The organism is Streptomyces sp. SID8352 (genome assembly GCF_009862265.1).
Classification (GTDB): domain Bacteria; phylum Actinomycetota; class Actinomycetes; order Streptomycetales; family Streptomycetaceae; genus Streptomyces.
In genome coordinates this window covers 458,479-476,191 of sequence record NZ_WWGX01000022.1, presented here as the reverse complement: position 1 = coordinate 476,191, position 17,713 = coordinate 458,479, and the positions used below count along the sequence as shown (strand labels likewise).

Below are 17,713 nucleotides of genomic sequence, written 5' to 3'. Positions count from 1 at the left end.
CGGAGGCCGACCCGGGGGGGGGGGCACGGGCGTCCCGCTCGGGGAGGGTGCCGGGCCGGGAAGCGGCCCCCGCCGCACCGGAGGCCCCGGCGCACCGGGCGACCCCCTCGTGAACGCGTGCACAAGCGGCGGCCTACGATGGACGGCGTGCCCAACGTGACCCGTGCCGACGCCGCAGCCTTCGCGCGCAACCCCCTGGCCTTCATCGCCGCCCGCTGGACCCCGAGGCCCGTGACCGTGCGCCGGTCCGCGTTCGGCGCCCTGGCCATGACGGTGATCATCGTCGTCACCGGCGGCGCGGTCCGCCTGACCGGCTCCGGCCTGGGCTGCCCGACCTGGCCCAAGTGCACGGACGACTCGCTCACCGCCACCAGCGCCATGGGCGTCCACGGCGTCATCGAGTTCGGCAACCGCCTGCTGACGTACGTGCTGTGCGCCGCCGTCGGCTGGGCGATCGTCGCCGCGCGGTCGCAGAAGCCGTACCGGCGCGGGCCGGTCCTGCTGGGCTGGGCCCAGTTCTGGCTGGTCATGGGGAACGCGGTGCTCGGCGGCATCGTGGTCCTGGTCGGCCTCAACCCGTACACCGTCGCCGCCCACTTCCTGCTCTCCACGGCGCTGATCGCGGTCGCGACCGTCATGTGGCAGCGCACCCGGGAGGGCGACGGGGCACCGCGCCCGCTCGTCGGCACGTCGGTCGCGCAGCTCGTGTGGGTCATGGTCGGGGTCTCGGCCGTGCTGATCGCGGTCGGCACCGTGGTGACCGGGGCGGGGCCGCACGCGGGCGACTCCAGCGACGTGCCGCGGATGCCGCTGGACTGGGAGACGGTCAGCAAGCTGCACGCCGTGCTGGCGTGGATCGTGGTGTCGCTGACCTTCGCCACGTGGTTCGTCCTCAAGGCCGTCGACGCCCCCGCCGGCCCCCTGGCCCGCACCCGTGACCTGTTCGTGGTGCTGCTGCTCCAGGGCGCCGTCGGCTATGTGCAGTACTTCACCGACCTGCCCGAGATCCTGGTCGGCCTGCACATGTTCGGCTCCTGCGTCATGTGGATCGCGGTGCTGCGGCTGCTGCTGTCGCTGCGCGAGCGCCCCTCGGACGCGCCGGTGCCGCCCGCTCAGGAGTACGACTCCACCAGCCTGTCGATGGCCGGGCCCAAGTAGGCCCGGGTCAGCCCGGCGCGGCGGGCGGTGCCCGGACCCGCGTCCGTCCCGGGGGTGCCGTAGCGGCGCCGGACGATGTCCTCGACGACCTCGGCGGGCGCCCCGAGCCCCGGCAGTTCGTCCAGGGCCCGCCGCTTGGTGATGAGGCTGCCGTCGCGCAGGGTGGCCGTCGCGCGGGCGAAGGTGAGCAGCCCGAGGTCGACCCAGACGTCCTGGTGCCAGAGGTCGGGGCGGCGCACGGCGGGCCGCCAGAAGTCCCGCTGGTCCCGGACGACGGACGCGGCCAGCTCCGCCGGGTCCACCGGCGGCAGCAGCTCCCCCGGCTCCGCGCCGTGCAGAACGCGTCCGAAGGCGTGCAGCTCGGCCCGGGTGACGGGGCTGACGGGCCGGGTGAAGAGACCCCCGTGGGCCCAGGTGGCGTGGCGGCGCGCGGGGTCGTCCAGGCTGCCGGGCACCGGATAGCTGCAGTGCAGCAGCCCGGCGAGGGGCGCGGTGCGCAGCCGGGCGTGGAGCACCCCCAGCCGCCAGGCGGTGCGCGGGGTCAGGGGGCCGTCCAGCACGGCGATCAGGTCGAGATCGCTGCGCCCCTCCTGGTAGTCGCCTCCCGCCAGTGAGCCGTGCGCCCACACGGCGGCGGGGGTGAGGGGGGCCAGGGCGTCGAGGAAGCGGTCGAGCAGGACGTCGGTCTGCATCGGCCCAGTCTCCCCCGGCCCGGGCCGGGGGCGTAACCCCACGCGGCACCGGACACCCCGATCGCTCGCGGTCCCGGCGCCCGCCCGGTCCGGCGTCCCGCCGTCCGACGCCCCCGCCGTCCGGCACCCCGCCCGGTCCCGGCGTCCGCCCCCTCCCGGCGCCGCGGCCGACGGCTCAGGCGCCGCTCGCCCCGCCCAGTTGGAGCCCGGCCATCCGCGACCACTCGTAGGGCCCGGTGCGCACCTTGGCCGCCATCTCCCCGTCGAAGTCCTCGCGGAGGGTGATCCCGGCCTTCTCGACCGCCCGCCGGGCGTTGTCGTAGGAGGTGGCGACGAGGTCGCCCCAGATGCCGTCCGCGCCGACGAGGACGATCCGGGCGCCGCGCTGCCCGAGGTAGGCCACCTGGGCCTCGGCCCCGCCGTGCGCCCGGGAGAAGGCGCCGATCCACCGGGCGAGCCGCGTCACCTGGCGCCCGGCCTTCGCGTCAATCTGCTGCGTGTCTGCCATGGGCAGGATGCTACCGACGGGTAGAGCGGACGGCGACGGGCGGGGTCCGTGGCCCGGGCCACGCACTCCCGCCCGCAGGATGCCGGGGTGGGTCCGCTCAGCGCAGGAAGGGGTCGACCGCGACGGCGAGGAAGAGCACCGACACATAGGTGATCGACCAGTGGAACAGCCGCATCTCCTTGAGCCTGGAGCCCGTCACCTCGGCCTTGGCGCGGTTCTGCAGCCCGTGCGCCTCCCACAGCCACATGCCGCCGGCCAGCAGGGCGACGGCCGTGTAGAACCAGCCGGTGTAACCGAGCGGGGTGAGCAGCAGCGAGACGGCCACCATCACCCAGCTGTAGATCACGATCTGCCGGGCGACGACCTTGTTGGAGGCGACGACGGGGAGCATCGGGACGCCCACGCGCGCGTAGTCCTCCTTGACCTTCATGGACAGCGGCCAGTAGTGCGGCGGGGTCCAGAAGAACATCACCAGGAAGAGGACGACCGGGGCCCAGGACATCGAGTTGGTCACCGCGGACCAGCCGATCAGCACCGGCAGGCAGCCCGCGATGCCGCCCCAGACGATGTTCTGCGAGGTGCGGCGCTTGAGGATCATCGTGTAGACGACGACGTAGAAGAGGAGCGCGCCGAGCGACAGCCAGGCCGACAGCCAGTTGACCGTGAGGCCGAACAGCAGGGTGGAGACGACCGCCAGGGCGATGCCGAAGGCCAGGCACTCGCGCGGCCCGACCATGCCGGTGACCAGCGGGCGCTGCGAGGTCCGCTCCATCAGGGCGTCGATGTCGCGGTCGATGTACATGTTCAGCGCGTTGGCGCCGCCCGCGGACAGATAGCCGCCGAGGCAGGTCAGCAGCACCAGCCTCAGATCCGGCACGCCCTGTTCGGCGAGGAACATCACCGGAACGGTGGTGATCAGCAGAAGCTCGATGATCCGCGGCTTGGTCAGCGCCACGAACGCCTTGACACGGGCCCCGAACGGCCGGTGACTCGGGCTCTGGCTCGTCCCGATAACCCCCGCAGGACGGGATTCAACGGCCGTCACGCACACCCCTGACAGAGACATCCCAGCGAGCCACCCTGTGAAGTGCCGGTGAAGGCTCGCGCGTACCACGCCACTTTAGACGTTGCCCATACCCCGTTCTCCCCGGGGGTGGGGTCGTGTTGACGGGGGTGCTCCGACGTGCGCGGCGAAGATCGTTCGAGCGGTCAGATGAGCGGCTCCGCATTCACCTGCTGAACCGGCTTCCGCCCAGTCGGCAGGCGGTTTCCGAAGAGTCCCGTCAGTCTTGATTCCGGGGGAAAACGCACGTCCTCCCAAGGGTAGGCTCGGCAGCGGCCGGCCGACGCACGACCAGGCGCCGGCAGCCGGTGACGCGGCCACGCGCACCGGCATCCGACATGTGGAGAGGAGCCCTGACCCAGGGTGAGCATCAAGCCGACCACCACAGACCTCGACTGGACCGAGCTGGACCAGCGGGCCGTGGACACCGCTCGTGTCCTGGCCGCCGACGCCGTACAGAAGGTCGGGAACGGCCATCCGGGAACGGCGATGAGCCTGGCACCCGCGGCCTACACCCTCTTCCAGAAGGTGATGCGGCACGACCCGGCCGACGCGAACTGGGTCGGCCGCGACCGCTTCGTGCTGTCCGCCGGCCACTCGTCGCTGACCCTCTACACACAGCTCTACCTGGCCGGTTTCGGTCTGGAGCTGGACGATCTCAAGGCCTTCCGGACCTGGGGCTCCAAGACCCCCGGCCACCCGGAGTACGGCCACACCACGGGCGTGGAGACCACGACCGGGCCGCTCGGCCAGGGCGTCGCCAACGCGGTGGGCATGGCCATGGCCGCCCGCTACGAGCGCGGTCTGTTCGACCCGGAGGCCGCCGAGGGCGAGTCCCCCTTCGACCACTTCGTGTACTGCATCGCCGGTGACGGCTGCCTCCAGGAGGGCATCTCCGCGGAGGCGTCCTCCATGGCGGGCCACCAGAAGCTCGGCAACCTGGTCCTGCTGTGGGACGACAACCACATCTCGATCGAGGGCGACACCGAGACCGCCGTCTCCGAGGACACCGTCAAGCGCTACGAGGCCTACGGCTGGCACGTGCAGCGCGTGGAGCCCAAGGCGGACGGCGACCTGGACCCGGCGGCGATCCACGCGGCCGTCGAGGAGGCCCGGCGGGTCACCGACCGGCCGTCCTTCATCGCCATGCGCTCGATCATCGCCTGGCCCGCCCCGAACGCGCAGAACACCGAGGCCTCACACGGCTCGGCGCTCGGCGACGAGGAGGTCGCCGCCACCAAGCGCGTCCTGGGCTTCGACCCGGAGCGGACCTTCGAGGTCTCCGACGAGGTCATCGGCCACACCCGCGGCGCGCTGGAGCGCGGCCGGGCGGCCCGCGCGGTGTGGGAGAAGTCCTTCCGGCAGTGGCGGGACAACAACCCGGAGCGCGCCGCCGAGTACGACCGGGTGGCCGCGGGCGAGCTGCCCAAGGGCTGGGAGGAGAGGATCCCGGTCTTCGAGGCGGGCAAGGGCGTCGCCACCCGCGCCGCGTCCGGCAAGGTCCTCCAGGCCCTCGGCGCGGTGATCCCGGAGCTGTGGGGCGGCTCGGCCGACCTCGCGGGCTCCAACAACACCACCATCGACAAGACCTCGTCCTTCCTCCCGGCGGGCAACCCCCTGCCGGAGGCGGACCCCTACGGGCGCACCATCCACTACGGCATCCGCGAACACGCGATGGCCGCGGAGATGAACGGCATCGCCCTGCACGGCAACACGCGCATCTTCGGCGGCACCTTCCTGGTGTTCTCCGACTACATGCGCAACGCGGTGCGGCTGTCGGCCCTGATGCACCTGCCGGTGACGTACGTGTGGACCCACGACTCCATCGGCCTGGGCGAGGACGGCCCGACCCACCAGCCGGTCGAGCACCTGGCCTCGCTGCGCGCCATCCCGGGCTTGAACGTGGTCCGTCCGGCCGACGCCAACGAGACGGCCATCGCCTGGCGCGAGATCCTGCGCCGCTGGACCAAGGAGTACGGCAAGGGACAGCCGCACGGCCTGGCGCTGACCCGCCAGGGCGTGCCGACCTACGAGCCCGACGAGAACGCGGCCCGCGGCGGCTACGTCCTGTTCGAGGCCGAGGGCGGCGAGCCGCAGGTGCTGCTGATCGCCACCGGCTCCGAGGTGCACCTCGCCGTCGAGGCCCGGGAGCGGCTCCAGGCCGAGGGGGTGCCGACGCGGGTGGTGTCCATGCCGTCGGTGGAGTGGTTCGAACAGCAGGACCAGGGGTACCGGGACGGCGTCCTGCCCCCGTCCGTGAAGGCGCGCGTCGCGGTCGAGGCCGGGATCGGCCTGACCTGGCACAAGTACGTCGGGGACGCGGGCCGCATCGTCTCCCTGGAGCACTTCGGCGCGTCCGCGGACGGCAAGGTCCTCTTCCAGGAGTACGGCTTCACCGCCGGCAACGTGGCCGCCGCCGCGCGGGAATCCCTCGCCGCGGCTCAGCGCTGACGCCCGTATACGACACGTAGGAGATGCATTTTCCATGACAGACGCACTGAAGCGCCTTTCCGACGAAGGCGTCGCGATCTGGCTGGACGACCTGTCGCGCAAGCGGATCACGTCCGGCAACCTCGCCGAGCTGATCGACCAGCAGCACGTCGTGGGCGTCACCACCAACCCCTCGATCTTCCAGAAGGCCATCTCGCAGGGCGACGGCTACGACCGTCAGCTCGCCGACCTCGCCGCGCGCCGGGTCACCGTCGAGGAGGCCATCCGGATGATCACCACGGCGGACGTCCGCGACGCCGCCGACATCCTGCGACCGGTCTTCGACGCCACGGAGGGCAAGGACGGCCGGGTCTCCATCGAGGTGGACCCGCGCCTGGCGCACGACACCCGGGCGACGGTCGCGGAGGCCAAGCAGCTCGCCTGGCTGGTGGACCGGCCCAACACCCTGATCAAGATCCCCGCGACCGAGGCCGGGCTGCCGGCCATCGCGGAGACCATCGGCCTGGGCATCAGCGTCAACGTCACGCTGATCTTCTCGCTGGAGCGCTACCGCGCGGTCATGGACGCCTTCCTCACCGGTCTGGAGAAGGCCCGGGAGCGCGGCCTGGAGCTGTCGAAGATCCACTCGGTGGCGTCCTTCTTCGTGTCCCGCGTGGACACCGAGATCGACCGGCGGATCGACGAGCTGGGCACCGACGAGGCCAAGGCCCTGCGCGGCCGGGCCGCCGTCGCCAACGCCCGGCTCGCCTACCAGGCGTACGAGGAGGTCTTCTCCTCGGACCGCTGGAACGACCTGGAGAAGCTGGGCGCCAACCGCCAGCGTCCGCTGTGGGCGTCGACGGGCGTCAAGGACAAGGCGTACAGCGACACCATGTACGTCACCGACCTGGTCGCGCCCAACACGGTGAACACCATGCCGGAGGCGACCCTGGTGGCCACCGAGGACCACGGCGAGATCACCGGCGACACCGTCACCGGGACGTACGAGCGGGCCCGCGCCGACCTGGACGCGGTCGAGAAGCTGGGCATCTCCTACGACGAGGTCGTCCGGCTGCTCGAGGACGAGGGCGTCGAGAAGTTCGAGACGGCCTGGAACGACCTGCTGGAGTCCACGGAGGCGGAGCTGAAGCGCCTCGCTCCCTCGGAGGGCTAGAAATTGTCGAGCAGCAATCCGCTGCGTGACCCCGCAGACCGACGGCTCCCGCGCATCGCGGGGCCGTCGGGCCTGGTCATCTTCGGCGTCACCGGCGATCTGTCCCGCAAGAAGCTCATGCCCGCCGTGTACGACCTCGCCAACCGCGGTCTGCTGCCGCCGGGCTTCTCGCTCGTCGGGTTCGCCCGCCGGGACTGGGAGCACGAGGACTTCGCGCAGGTCGTGCACGACGCCGTCAAGGAGCACTCCCGCACGCCGTTCCGCGAGGAGGTCTGGCAGCAGCTCATCCAGGGGATGCGCTTCGTGCAGGGCACCTTCGACGACGACGACGCGTTCGAGCGGCTGCGCGCCACCATCGACGAGCTGGACAAGGCCCAGGGCACCAGCGGCAACTTCGCCTTCTACCTCTCGGTGCCGCCGAAGTCGTTCCCCGTGGTCATCCAGCAGCTCAAGAAGCACGGGCTCGCCGACCAGTCCGGCGGTTCGTGGCGGCGCGCGGTGATCGAGAAGCCGTTCGGCCACGACCTGCGGTCGGCCGAGGAGCTGAACGCCATCGTCCACGAGGTCTTCGCCTCGGACCAGGTGTTCCGCATCGACCACTACCTCGGCAAGGAGACCGTCCAGAACATCCTGGCGCTCCGCTTCGCCAACACGATGTTCGAGCCGGTCTGGAACCGCTCCTACGTCGACCACGTGCAGATCACCATGGCGGAGGACATCGGGATCGGCGGCCGGGCCGGGTACTACGACGGCATCGGCGCCGCCCGCGACGTCATCCAGAACCATCTGCTGCAACTGCTGGCGCTGACCGCCATGGAGGAGCCCGCCTCCTTCGGCGCGGACGCGCTGGCCGCCGAGAAGACCAAGGTGCTCGGCGCCGTCCGGCTCCCCAGGGACCTGGGCCGGGACACGGTGCGCGGGCAGTACGCGGCCGGGTGGCAGGGCGGCGCGAAGGCCGTCGGCTACCTGGAGGAGGAGGGCATCGACCCCGCCTCGAAGACCGACACCTACGCCGCGATCAAGGTCGGGATCGACAACCGCCGCTGGGCGGGCGTCCCCTTCTACCTGCGCACCGGCAAGCGGCTGGGCCGCCGGGTGACGGAGATCGCGGTGGTCTTCCAGCGGGCCCCGCACTCCCCCTTCGACACNACNGCNACNGAGGAGCTGGGCNNGAACGCNNTCGTNATCCGCGTCCAGCCCGACGAGGGCGTCACCGTCCGGTTCGGCTCCAAGGTGCCCGGCACCTCGATGGAGATCCGGGACGTGTCCATGGACTTCGCCTACGGGGAGTCCTTCACGGAGTCCAGCCCGGAGGCGTACGAGCGCCTCATCCTGGACGTGCTGCTCGGCGACGCCAACCTCTTCCCGCGCACCGAGGAGGTCGAGCTGTCCTGGAAGATCCTCGACCCGATCGAGCGGTACTGGGACGAGAACGGCACCCCCGCGCAGTACCCGGCGGGGACCTGGGGCCCCGTGGAGGCGGACGAGATGCTGGAGCGAGACGGACGGAGCTGGCGCCGGCCATGAAGACAGACCTCACGGACACCACGGCCAGCAAGATCAACAAGGCGCTGGTGCTCGGCCGCAGGGCCATCGGCACCCCGGCCGTCGGCATGGTGCTCACGCTGGTCATCGTCACGGACGAGGAGAACGCCTACGACGCGCTGAGGGCGGCGAGCGACGCCGCGCACGAGCACCCCTCGCGCACCCTCGTCGTCATCAAGCGGGTCTCGCGCTCCCCCCGGGACCGCACCCAGTCCCGGCTGGACGCCGAGGTCCGCCTCGGCACCGACGCCGGCACGGGGGAAACGATTGTCCTGCGGCTGTACGGCGATGTGGTGGACCACGCCCAGTCGGTGGTCCTGCCGCTGCTGCTGCCGGACGCCCCGGTGGTGGTCTGGTGGCCGGTGAACGCGCCGCTGCACCCCGCCCGGGACCCGCTGGGCGCGCTGGCCCAGCGCCGGGTCACCGACACCTACGCCTGCGAGGACCCGGTGGGCGAGCTGGTGGCCCGCGCCGACGCCTACACCCCGGGCGACACCGACCTGTCCTGGACCCGGATCACCCCGTGGCGCTCGATGCTGGCGGCGGCGCTGGACCAGGTCGACTGCACGGTGCAGGGCGTCGAGGTGGAGGGCGAGGAGTACAACCCGAGCTGCGAGCTGCTGGCCATGTGGCTCGCGGACCGGCTGGAGGTGCCGGTGCGGCGCACCGCCTCCGGGGGACCGGGGCTGACCGCCGTCCGGATGGAGACCGACTGCGGTCCGGTCGTGCTGGACCGGGCGGACGGCTCGCTGGCCACCCTGTCCATCAAGGGGCAGCCGGCCCGCGCGGTGGCGCTCAAGCGCCGCGAGACGGCCGAGCTGATCGCGGAGGAGCTGCGGCGCCTGGACCCGGACGACACCTACGCGTCGGCGCTGCGCTACGGCGTGGACCGGCTGGCCGCGCCGGACGCGCCCGGCGGGACGGACGCCGGGGACGGCTCCGGCTCCGCGGACGCGAGCGGTGACGGTGCCGGGGGCTCCGGCAGGTCCGGCGGGTCCGGGGACTCCGCGGACGACGCCGCGGCCGCCGAGGGAGCGGCCGGGGACGACGCGAAGGCGCCCGCGAAGGCCCGGAGGAAGACCCCGGCGAAGAGGACGGTGGCCAAGTGAGCACTCCCCAGGTGGTCGTGCACCGGGACAAGGAGCTGATGGCCGAGGCCGCGGCGGCCCGTCTGGTCACGAGGATCGTGGACGCCCAGGCGGCCCGGGGCTCGGCGTCCGTCGTGCTGACCGGCGGCCGCAACGGCAACGGGCTGCTGGCCGCCCTCGCCTCGTCCACGGCCCGGGACGCCGTCGACTGGACCCGCGTCGACCTCTGGTGGGGCGACGAGCGGTTCCTGCCGTCCGGCGACCCGGAGCGCAACCTCACGCAGGCCCGCGAGGCCCTGCTGGACGCGGTGCCGCTGACGCCGGAGCGGGTGCATCCGATGCCCGCCTCGGACGGCCCGTACGGCACCGACGTGGAGGCCGCCGCGGCGGCCTACGCGGCGGAGCTGGCCCGGGCGGCGCGGCCCGGGGACCCCGTCGCCGTGCCGTCCTTCGACGTGCTGCTGCTCGGGGTCGGCCCGGACACCCATGTGGCCTCGCTGTTCCCGGAGCACCCGGGGGTGCGGGAGACGGAGCGCACGGTGGTCGGGGTGCACGGCTCGCCGAAGCCGCCGCCCACCCGGATCTCGCTGACCCTGCCCGCCATCCGCGCCGCCCGCGAGGTGTGGCTGCTGGCGGCGGGCGAGGACAAGGCGAACGCGGTGGCGATGGCCCTCTCGGGCGCGGGCGAGGTCCAGGCCCCGGCGGCGGGCGCCCGGGGCGGCTCCCGCACTCTGTGGCTGCTGGACTCGGCGGCGGCCGCGCGGCTGCCGAGGTCCCTGTATCCGCCGGCGTCGGCGTAACCGGCCGCGTCGCGGCGAAGGGCCGGGGCACCGGGGTTCTCCCCCGGCGCCCCGGCCCTTCGCCGTTGGTCCCGCGTGCGGTCCGGGCCGCCCCGGCGCGGTCCCGTCCGGGGCCCGCCGCGTCCCGCGTCCCGCCGTCGTCGGGGCCGGCCCCGCTCAGGGCCCGCCGCCTCCGTGGGCCCGGGTGCCCCGCCGGGCCGGGGCCCGCTCCCGCCCGCTCCCCGGCCGGGTCACCGCCCGTACGGGTCGCGTCCGTAGGGGTTGCCGTGGGGCGGGACGCCGTAGGGATCGCCCTGCGGCGTCCCGTAGGGGTTGCCCGGGGGTGGAGCGTACGGATTGCCCCGGGGCCGGTGTCCGTAGGGGCTGCCCGGCGGCGGGACACCGTACGGCGGGGGCACGGGCGGCACCGGCGGGGGCATCGGAGCCGTCGGGGGCATCGGGGGCGGCATCGGCGGCATCCGCCCCGTGAGGGGCCCCGTCGGGGCCGGGTGGGCGGCGAGCCGGATGCCGTAGTGGCGCCGCAGCCGCCCCGCCTCCAGCAGCGCGATGCAGGTGACCGTCACGGGCGCGCCCAGGATGAAGACCACGCCCATCGTCAGGCTCAGCCCGTGCAGATCGCCCGTGACCAGGTCGGGAACGGCCATCAGCCAGGTCGTCACGGTGGCCAGCAGCGGCGGCAGGCAGCGGTGCACCCCCGCGGTGCCGAAGAAGTTGCCGGAGACGTGCACCGCGCCCCGGGCCACCACGACCAGCAGCCACAGGGCGAGCGGCCCGAGCAGCAGCGTGTAGAAGCCCATCGAGATCTGCAGCAGGAAGACCGTCAGCACGATCGAGCCCACGAAGAGCAGCAGCAGCTTCAGCGAGTTGAGCAGGGGCGTCCGGATGGAGCGGACGGTCCCGCCGCGCCGCCAGACGAGCACCATCACCCCCACGGTGAGCGGGGTGATGAAGAGCAGGACGACGGAGGCCGTCAGCATGTTCTCCAGGATCTCGTCGAACGAGAAGCCGCCCTCGACGAAGGTGTAGACGCCGACGGCGGCGACCAGCCCGGCGATGAGGCGGGCCCGTTTGAGCCGCTCCACGGCCGGGTCGATCGCGTCCGGTATCCAGGCCGGGTGGAAGGCCGCGCGCGCGGCGCGCTTGGGACGCAGCACGTCCCGTGCCCTCAGCCCGCCGCCCGTCCAACCGCCGGGCGAACCAGCCATGTCCTACTCCCCCGAGTCACCATGTCCTTGATCGCGGAGGAGTCTACGGGATGGGCCCGGCCGTCACTCCCGGCCGCGCGACTCCCGGTAGGCGGCCACGAGCGCGGCCGTGGAGGGGTCGAGGCCGGCGACGGTGCCGGTGCCGGTCAGGGCGGGTTCCAAGCGCCGGGCGAGGACCTTGCCCAGCTCCACGCCCCACTGGTCGAAGGAGTCGATGTCCCACACCGCGCCCTGCACGAACACCTTGTGCTCGTACAGCGCGATCAGCTGCCCCAGCACCGACGGCGTCAGCTCCGGTGCCAGCACCGTCGTCGTCGGACGCCCGCCCTCGAACGTCCGGGGCCCCACCAACTCCTCCGCCACCCCCTCCGCCCGCACCTCGGACGCCGTCCTGCCGAAGGCCAGCGCCTGGGTCTGCGCGAAGAAGTTCGCCATCAGCAGGTCGTGCTGCTCCGCCAGGACCGGCCCCAACTCCGGATGCGGACGGGCGAATCCGATGAAGTCCGCCGGGACCAGCTCCGTCCCCTGGTGCAGCAGCTGGAAGTACGCGTGCTGCCCGTTCGTCCCCGGCGTCCCCCACACCACCGGGCCCGTCGCCCACTCCACCGGCTCCCCGGCCCGGGTCACCGACTTCCCGTTCGACTCCATGTCCAGTTGCTGGAGATACGCCGTGAACCGCGACAGGTAGTGGCTGTACGGAAGCACCGCGTGCGACTGCGCGCCGAAGAAGTTCCGGTACCACACCCCCAGCAGCCCCATCAGCAGCGGCACGTTCTCCTCCGCCGGAGCCGACCGGAAGTGCTCGTCCACCGTCCGGAAGCCGTCCAGCAGTTCGCCGAACCGCTCCGCCCCGACCGCCACCATCAACGACAGGCCGACCGCGGAGTCGAAGGAGTAGCGGCCCCCCACCCAGTCCCAGAACCCGAACATGTTCGCCGTGTCGATGCCGAACCGCGCCACCTCCTCCGCGTTCGTCGACACCGCCACGAAGTGCCGGGCCACCGCCTCCTCGTCGCCCAGCCCGGCCAGCAGCCAGGACCGCGCCGACGACGCGTTGGTCACCGTCTCCACCGTCGTGAAGGTCTTCGACACCACCACGAACAGCGTCTCCGCGGGGTCCAGCCCCCACAGCGCCTCGTGGAGGTCCGCGCCGTCCACGTTGGAGACGAAACGGAACCCCAGCGAACGGTCCGAGAAGGCCCGCAGCGCCTCGAACGCCATCGCAGGACCCAGGTCCGACCCGCCGATCCCGATGTTCACCACGGTGCGGATCCGCCGCCCCGTGAATCCGCGCCACTCCCCGGACCGCACCCGCTCGGCGAACGCCCCCATCCGGTCGAGCACCTCGTGCACCGCCGGAACCACGTTCTCCCCGCCGGACTCCACCACGGCGCCCCGCGGCGCGCGCAACGCCGTGTGCAGCACCGCCCGGTCCTCGGTCACGTTGATCCGCTCACCGCGGAACATCGCGTCCCGCAGCCCCGCCACGTCCACCGCCGCGGCCAGCCCCCGCAGCAGCCGCAGCGTCTCGTCCGTCACCAGGTGCTTGGAGTGGTCCACGTACAGATCGCCCACCCGCAGCACCAGACGGGTGCCGCGCCCGGGATCGGCGTCGAACAGTTCGCGCAGTCGTACGTCACCGAGCTGCGCGCGGTGGTCGGCCAGCGCGGCCCATTCCGGCAGCCGGTCGAGCCGTGTACGGGCGTCTGCGTTCATGTCGGAGTCAGCCTTCTTCCTTGTCGCGGTTGCCCCTCTGCGATCAACCTAATTGATCGGCAGGACAGCCGTGCTCCACGGACCGGCCGGGTCCGGGATCAAGGGGAAGGAGGGCTCAGATCTCGCCCCGGAGCTTGGCGAGCGCCTCGGCGAGGATCGCCTCGCCGTCCGCGTCGCTGCGGCGCTCGCGCACGTACGCGAGGTGCGTCTTGTAGGGCTCGGTGCGCGGGGGGGCCGGCGGATTGTCCCGGTCCTGGCCGGCGGGGAAGCCGCAGCGCGGGCAGTCCCAGGTCTCCGGGACCTGGGCGTCGCTCGCGAAGCTCGGCTGGGTCTCGTGTCCGTTGGAGCACCAGAAGGAGATGCGCAGACGCGGGGCGGACTCGCCTCGCTCGGCCTCGCCCATCGGCCCCGCCCCGACCCGGCTCCCCCGGATCGCGTTGCCACTTGCCACGGTCGTAACTCCCTGCGTGATGGTGCCCGAAGCGAGTCGGCTTCGCTTCACTGCGAGCGCCTCAGTCTACGTAAGGCCCAACGCGCGTCCAGTGACGGGAGTTGCGAGTCCCGGACACAGACGCAAGCCCCATGATAGGCCGCGCCACGGGGCGCGTACCGAACATGGGGCTTTACGTGGAGAAGTGCGAAACGCGTTGACCGCGTCAGTTGTTGGCCTTCATGAGCAGGCCGAGCACCATGATGCAGGCGAACCAGAGCAGACCGACCACCACGGTGATCCGGTCGAGGTTGCGCTCGGCGACCGAGGAGCCGCCGACGGACGACTGCATGCCGCCACCGAACATGTCGGAGAGGCCGCCGCCCTTTCCCTTGTGCATCAGCACCAGCAGCATCAGCAGCAGGCTGAAGATGATCAGGGCGATCGAGAACCCCATAACCACGGCTGGACCAACTTCCTCGGATCTCTGACGGACGGCGGGGGCACGGTGGCAGCTCACCACCGCGCCCCCGCAAGGGTACGACGTATCGCCGCCCCCGCATACTCACTGATCGTGATGGCGGGCGGCGTACCGGTCCCTACTGGTCGCGGAAGCGCACGATCCCGACGAATTCGTCCGTGTCCAGCGAGGCGCCGCCGACCAGGGCGCCGTCGATGTCGGGCTGCGCCATGATCTCGGCGACGTTGCCCGACTTCACGGAGCCGCCGTACTGGATGCGGACCCCGTCGGCCAGCTCCTGGGAGTACAGCTCGGCGAGCCTGCCGCGGATGGCCGCGCAGACCTCCTGGGCGTCCTCGGCTCCGCAGACCTTGCCGGTGCCGATGGCCCACACGGGCTCGTAGGCGATGACGACGGTCTCGGCCTGCTCGGCGGGGACGTCCTTGAGGCCGCCCTCGACCTGGGCGAGGGTGTGGGCGACGTGCCGGCCCTCCTCGCGGACCTCCAGCTCCTCGCCGACACAGAGGATCGGGGTCAGACCGTGCTTGTAGGCGGCCTTGACCTTGGCGTTCACCAGCTCGTCGGTCTCGGCGTGGTACTGGCGGCGCTCCGAGTGGCCGACCGCGACGTAGGCGCAGCGGAGCTTGGCCAGCATGGCGCCGGAGATCTCGCCGGTGTAGGCGCCGCCGTCGTGGGCGGAGATGTCCTGGGCGCCGTACTTGATCTTCAGCTTGTCGTGCTCCACCAGGGTCTGCACGGAGCGCAGGTCGGTGAAGGGCGGCAGGACGGCGACCTCGACGGCGTCGTAGTCCTTGTCGGCCAGGGCGAAGGCGAGCTTCTGGACGTGGGCGATGGCCTCCAGGTGGTTGAGGTTCATCTTCCAGTTGCCCGCCATCAGCGGCGTGCGGGTGGTCATCGCGGTCAGTCCTCCAGTGCGGCGAGGCCGGGGAGCGTCTTGCCCTCGAGGTATTCGAGGGAGGCGCCGCCGCCGGTCGAGATGTGGTCGAATGCCTTTTCGTCGAAGCCGAGGGTGCGCACGGCCGCGGCCGAGTCCCCGCCGCCGACGACGGTGAAGCCGGGGGCGTCGACGAGGGCCTGGGCGACCGCCCTGGTGCCCTCGGCGTAGTCGGGGTGCTCGAAGACGCCCATGGGGCCGTTCCAGAAGACGGTGGCGGCGTCGGCGAGCTTCGAGGCGTACAGCGCGCGGGTCTCGGGACCGATGTCCAGGCCCATGCGGTCGGCGGGGACGGCGTCCGCGGCGACGGTCTCGGGGTGGGTCGGGGCCTTGGCCTTGAGGTCCGGGAATCCGCCGGCCACGACGAGGTCGACCGGCAGGACCAGCTCGACACCGCTCTTCTCGGCGCGCTCCAGGTACTCCCTGACGGCCGGGATCTGGTCCTCCTGGACGAGGGAGACGCCGATCTCGTGGCCCTGGGCCTTGAGGAAGGTGAAGACCATGCCGCCGCCGACGAGGATCCGGTCGGCCCGGCCGAGCAGTTCGTCGATGACGGCCAGCTTGTCGGAGACCTTGGCGCCACCGAGGGCGACCACGTAGGGCCGCGCCACGTCGTCGGTGAGCTTGCGCAGGACGCCGAGCTCGGTGGCGATGAGGTGTCCGGCGTAGTGCGGCAGCCGTGCGGGCAGGTCGAAGACCGAGGCGTGCCGACGGTGCACGGCGCCGAAGCCGTCGCCGACGTAGATGTCGGCGAGAGCGGCGAGGCGGTCGGCGAAGGCGGCGCGCTCGGCGTCGTCCTTGGCGGTCTCGCCGGGGTTGAAGCGGAGGTTCTCGATGACGGCGACGCTGCCGTCGGTGAGCGCGGCCACGGTGGACCCGGCGGAGGGGCCGACGGTGTCCTCGGCGAAGGCGACCTCGGTGCCGAGGAGTTCGCCGAGCCGGGCGGCGGCCGGGGCCAGGGAGAAGGCGGGGTCGGGGGCGCCCTTGGGGCGGCCCAGGTGCGAGGCGACGATGACCCGCGCGCCCGCGTCGGCCAGGGCCCGCACGGTGGGCACCACGGCGCGGATGCGGCCGTCGTCGGTGATGGTGGTGCCGTCCAGCGGCACGTTGAGGTCGGCGCGGACGAGGACACGCTTGCCCGCGACTCCTTCGGAGAGGAGTTCGTCGATCGTCTTCATGCAGGGGCTCCAGAGGCTCTGTGTCGCTCGTGATCCTACGAGGACTGGTCGTGCTGGACGCGAGTCAGGGCCCGGAGGGCGTGACAACAACCTCACGCCGTCCGGGCCCTGTCCTCACCGCGTCGGATGCCTGGGGAAGGCGATCAGAGCCGGTCGCCCACGAAGACCGTGAGGTCGACGAGGCGGTTGGAGTAGCCCCACTCGTTGTCGTACCAGCCGATGACCTTCACGCTCGTGCCCTCCTGGACCATGGTCAGGGAGGAGTCGAAGGTGCAGGACGCCGGGGAGTTGACGATGTCCGAGGAGACGATCGGGTCCTCGGTGTAGTAGAGGATGCCCTTCAGCTCGCCCTCGGCGGCCTTCTGGAAGGCGGCGTTGACCTCGTCCTCGGTGACCTCGCGGGAGAGTTCCAGGACCAGGTCGGTGACCGAGCCGGTGGGAACCGGGACGCGCATGGCCATGCCGTCCAGCTTGCCCTTGAGCTGCGGGAGGACCAGGGCGGTGGCCTTGGCGGCACCGGTGGTGGTCGGGATGATGTTCTCGGCGGCGGCGCGGGCGCGGCGCAGGTCCTTGTGCGGGAAGTCCAGGATGCGCTGGTCGTTGGTGTACGCGTGGACCGTCGTCATCAGGCCCTTGACGATGCCGAAGTTCTCGTCGAGCACCTTCGCCATCGGCGCCACGCAGTTGGTGGTGCAGGAGGCGTTGGAGATGACGTCGTGCTTCGCCGGGTCGTACGTCCCCTCGTTGACGCCCATGACGATGGTGACGTCCTCGTCCTTCGCCGGGGCGGAGATGATGACCTTCTTGGCGCCGCCGGCGATGTGCTTCCCGGCGTCGGCCTTCTTGGTGAAGATGCCGGTCGACTCGATGACGATGTCGACACCCAGCTCGCCCCAGGGGATGTCGGCGGGGTCGCGCTCGGAGAGGACCTTGATGGTCCGGTCGCCGACGGTGATGCTGTCCTCGGTGTGCGACACCTCCTGCTTGAGGCGGCCGAGGATGGTGTCGTACTTGAGCAGGTGGGCGGTGGTCGCGGTGTCACCCAGGTCGTTGACAGCCACGATCTCGATGTCCGCACCCTGCTCCAGCAGCGCGCGGAAGTAGTTGCGACCGATGCGGCCAAAGCCGTTGATGCCTACGCGGATCGTCACGAACCGATCTCCTCGTTGGTACGCCGGCCGATGTGCCGGCGAGCTGTATTTGGGATGTCCCCGACCACCTCCGACCCTACCTCTCCGGGACCCGGGGGGTGACATCGAGACAGGCCGCGCACGGCGCCGCGGCCCGTACCCCCCGATGGGGGTACGGGCC

At 72.0% G+C, this 17,713-nt stretch carries 16 protein-coding genes; 6 read left to right on the top strand and 10 right to left on the bottom strand.

Annotated features, from left to right (window positions below; genetic code table 11):
* Window positions 1-138 precede the first annotated feature (138 nt).
* A complete protein-coding gene (locus tag GTY84_RS07385) occupies window positions 139-1,158 on the top strand; it encodes a COX15/CtaA family protein (protein WP_161225288.1) in 1,020 nt (339 codons plus the stop codon).
* Here GTY84_RS07385 and GTY84_RS07380 read toward each other — a convergent pair.
* The 3 genes from GTY84_RS07380 to GTY84_RS07370 form a co-directional block, all read right to left on the bottom strand.
* Complete coding sequence (locus GTY84_RS07380) at window positions 1,113-1,850, bottom strand: nucleotidyltransferase domain-containing protein (protein WP_161225287.1); 738 nt, start codon at window positions 1,848-1,850, stop codon at window positions 1,113-1,115. The genes GTY84_RS07385 and GTY84_RS07380 overlap by 46 nt on opposite strands.
* Window positions 1,851-2,025: 175 nt before the next feature.
* A complete protein-coding gene (locus GTY84_RS07375) occupies window positions 2,026-2,358 on the bottom strand; it encodes a hypothetical protein (RefSeq protein ID WP_161225286.1) in 333 nt (110 codons plus the stop codon).
* A 97-nt stretch (window positions 2,359-2,455) separates the two neighbouring features.
* Entirely contained in the window at window positions 2,456-3,409 is a 954-nt protein-coding gene (locus GTY84_RS07370; RefSeq protein WP_161225414.1) for a heme o synthase, read from the bottom strand.
* Between the two features lie 375 nt (window positions 3,410-3,784).
* Between GTY84_RS07370 and tkt the strand changes: the two genes are divergently transcribed.
* The 5 genes from tkt (at window position 3,785) to pgl (ending at window position 10,458) form a co-directional block, all read left to right on the top strand.
* Complete coding sequence (tkt, locus tag GTY84_RS07365; protein WP_161225285.1) at window positions 3,785-5,872, top strand: transketolase; 2,088 nt, start codon at window positions 3,785-3,787, stop codon at window positions 5,870-5,872.
* A 34-nt stretch (window positions 5,873-5,906) separates the two neighbouring features.
* Window positions 5,907-7,025: a transaldolase gene (gene tal, locus GTY84_RS07360; protein WP_161225284.1), complete on the top strand. Its 1,119-nt coding sequence runs from the start codon at window positions 5,907-5,909 to the stop codon at window positions 7,023-7,025.
* Window positions 7,026-7,028: 3 nt separating this feature from the next.
* A complete protein-coding gene (gene zwf, locus GTY84_RS07355) occupies window positions 7,029-8,552 on the top strand; it encodes a glucose-6-phosphate dehydrogenase (protein ID WP_161225283.1) in 1,524 nt (507 codons plus the stop codon).
* Window positions 8,549-9,679: a glucose-6-phosphate dehydrogenase assembly protein OpcA gene (gene opcA, locus GTY84_RS07350; RefSeq protein WP_161225282.1), complete on the top strand. Its 1,131-nt coding sequence runs from the start codon at window positions 8,549-8,551 to the stop codon at window positions 9,677-9,679. Before zwf ends, opcA begins: the two co-directional genes overlap by 4 nt.
* Entirely contained in the window at window positions 9,676-10,458 is a 783-nt protein-coding gene (gene pgl, locus GTY84_RS07345; protein WP_161225281.1) for a 6-phosphogluconolactonase, read from the top strand. The genes opcA and pgl overlap by 4 nt, the downstream gene beginning before the upstream one ends.
* A 230-nt stretch (window positions 10,459-10,688) precedes the next feature.
* On the opposite strand, the gene GTY84_RS07340 is transcribed toward pgl, so the two are convergent.
* The 7 genes from GTY84_RS07340 to gap all read right to left on the bottom strand — a co-directional run bounded on the left by GTY84_RS07340 (window position 10,689) and on the right by gap (window position 17,553).
* Window positions 10,689-11,663, bottom strand: coding sequence for a hypothetical protein (locus tag GTY84_RS07340; RefSeq protein WP_161225280.1), 975 nt, complete (start codon window positions 11,661-11,663; stop codon window positions 10,689-10,691).
* Between the two features lie 63 nt (window positions 11,664-11,726).
* The gene (gene pgi, locus GTY84_RS07335; protein WP_161225279.1) at window positions 11,727-13,379 is read right to left on the bottom strand and encodes a glucose-6-phosphate isomerase; all 1,653 of its coding nucleotides are present in this window, start codon (window positions 13,377-13,379) and stop codon (window positions 11,727-11,729) included.
* A 115-nt stretch (window positions 13,380-13,494) separates the two neighbouring features.
* The gene (locus tag GTY84_RS07330) at window positions 13,495-13,782 is read right to left on the bottom strand and encodes an RNA polymerase-binding protein RbpA (protein ID WP_030605095.1); all 288 of its coding nucleotides are present in this window, start codon (window positions 13,780-13,782) and stop codon (window positions 13,495-13,497) included.
* Window positions 13,783-14,035: 253 nt separating this feature from the next.
* Window positions 14,036-14,266, bottom strand: a complete 231-nt coding sequence (secG, locus tag GTY84_RS07325) for a preprotein translocase subunit SecG (RefSeq protein ID WP_202550002.1) — start codon at window positions 14,264-14,266, stop codon at window positions 14,036-14,038.
* Between the two features lie 142 nt (window positions 14,267-14,408).
* Window positions 14,409-15,185: a triose-phosphate isomerase gene (tpiA, locus tag GTY84_RS07320; protein WP_161225277.1), complete on the bottom strand. Its 777-nt coding sequence runs from the start codon at window positions 15,183-15,185 to the stop codon at window positions 14,409-14,411.
* A 5-nt stretch (window positions 15,186-15,190) separates the two neighbouring features.
* Window positions 15,191-16,402, bottom strand: a complete 1,212-nt coding sequence (locus GTY84_RS07315; protein WP_161225276.1) for a phosphoglycerate kinase — start codon at window positions 16,400-16,402, stop codon at window positions 15,191-15,193.
* A gap of 143 nt (window positions 16,403-16,545) precedes the next feature.
* Window positions 16,546-17,553, bottom strand: a complete 1,008-nt coding sequence (gene gap, locus GTY84_RS07310) for a type I glyceraldehyde-3-phosphate dehydrogenase (RefSeq protein WP_161225275.1) — start codon at window positions 17,551-17,553, stop codon at window positions 16,546-16,548.
* Window positions 17,554-17,713: the final 160 nt, after the last annotated feature.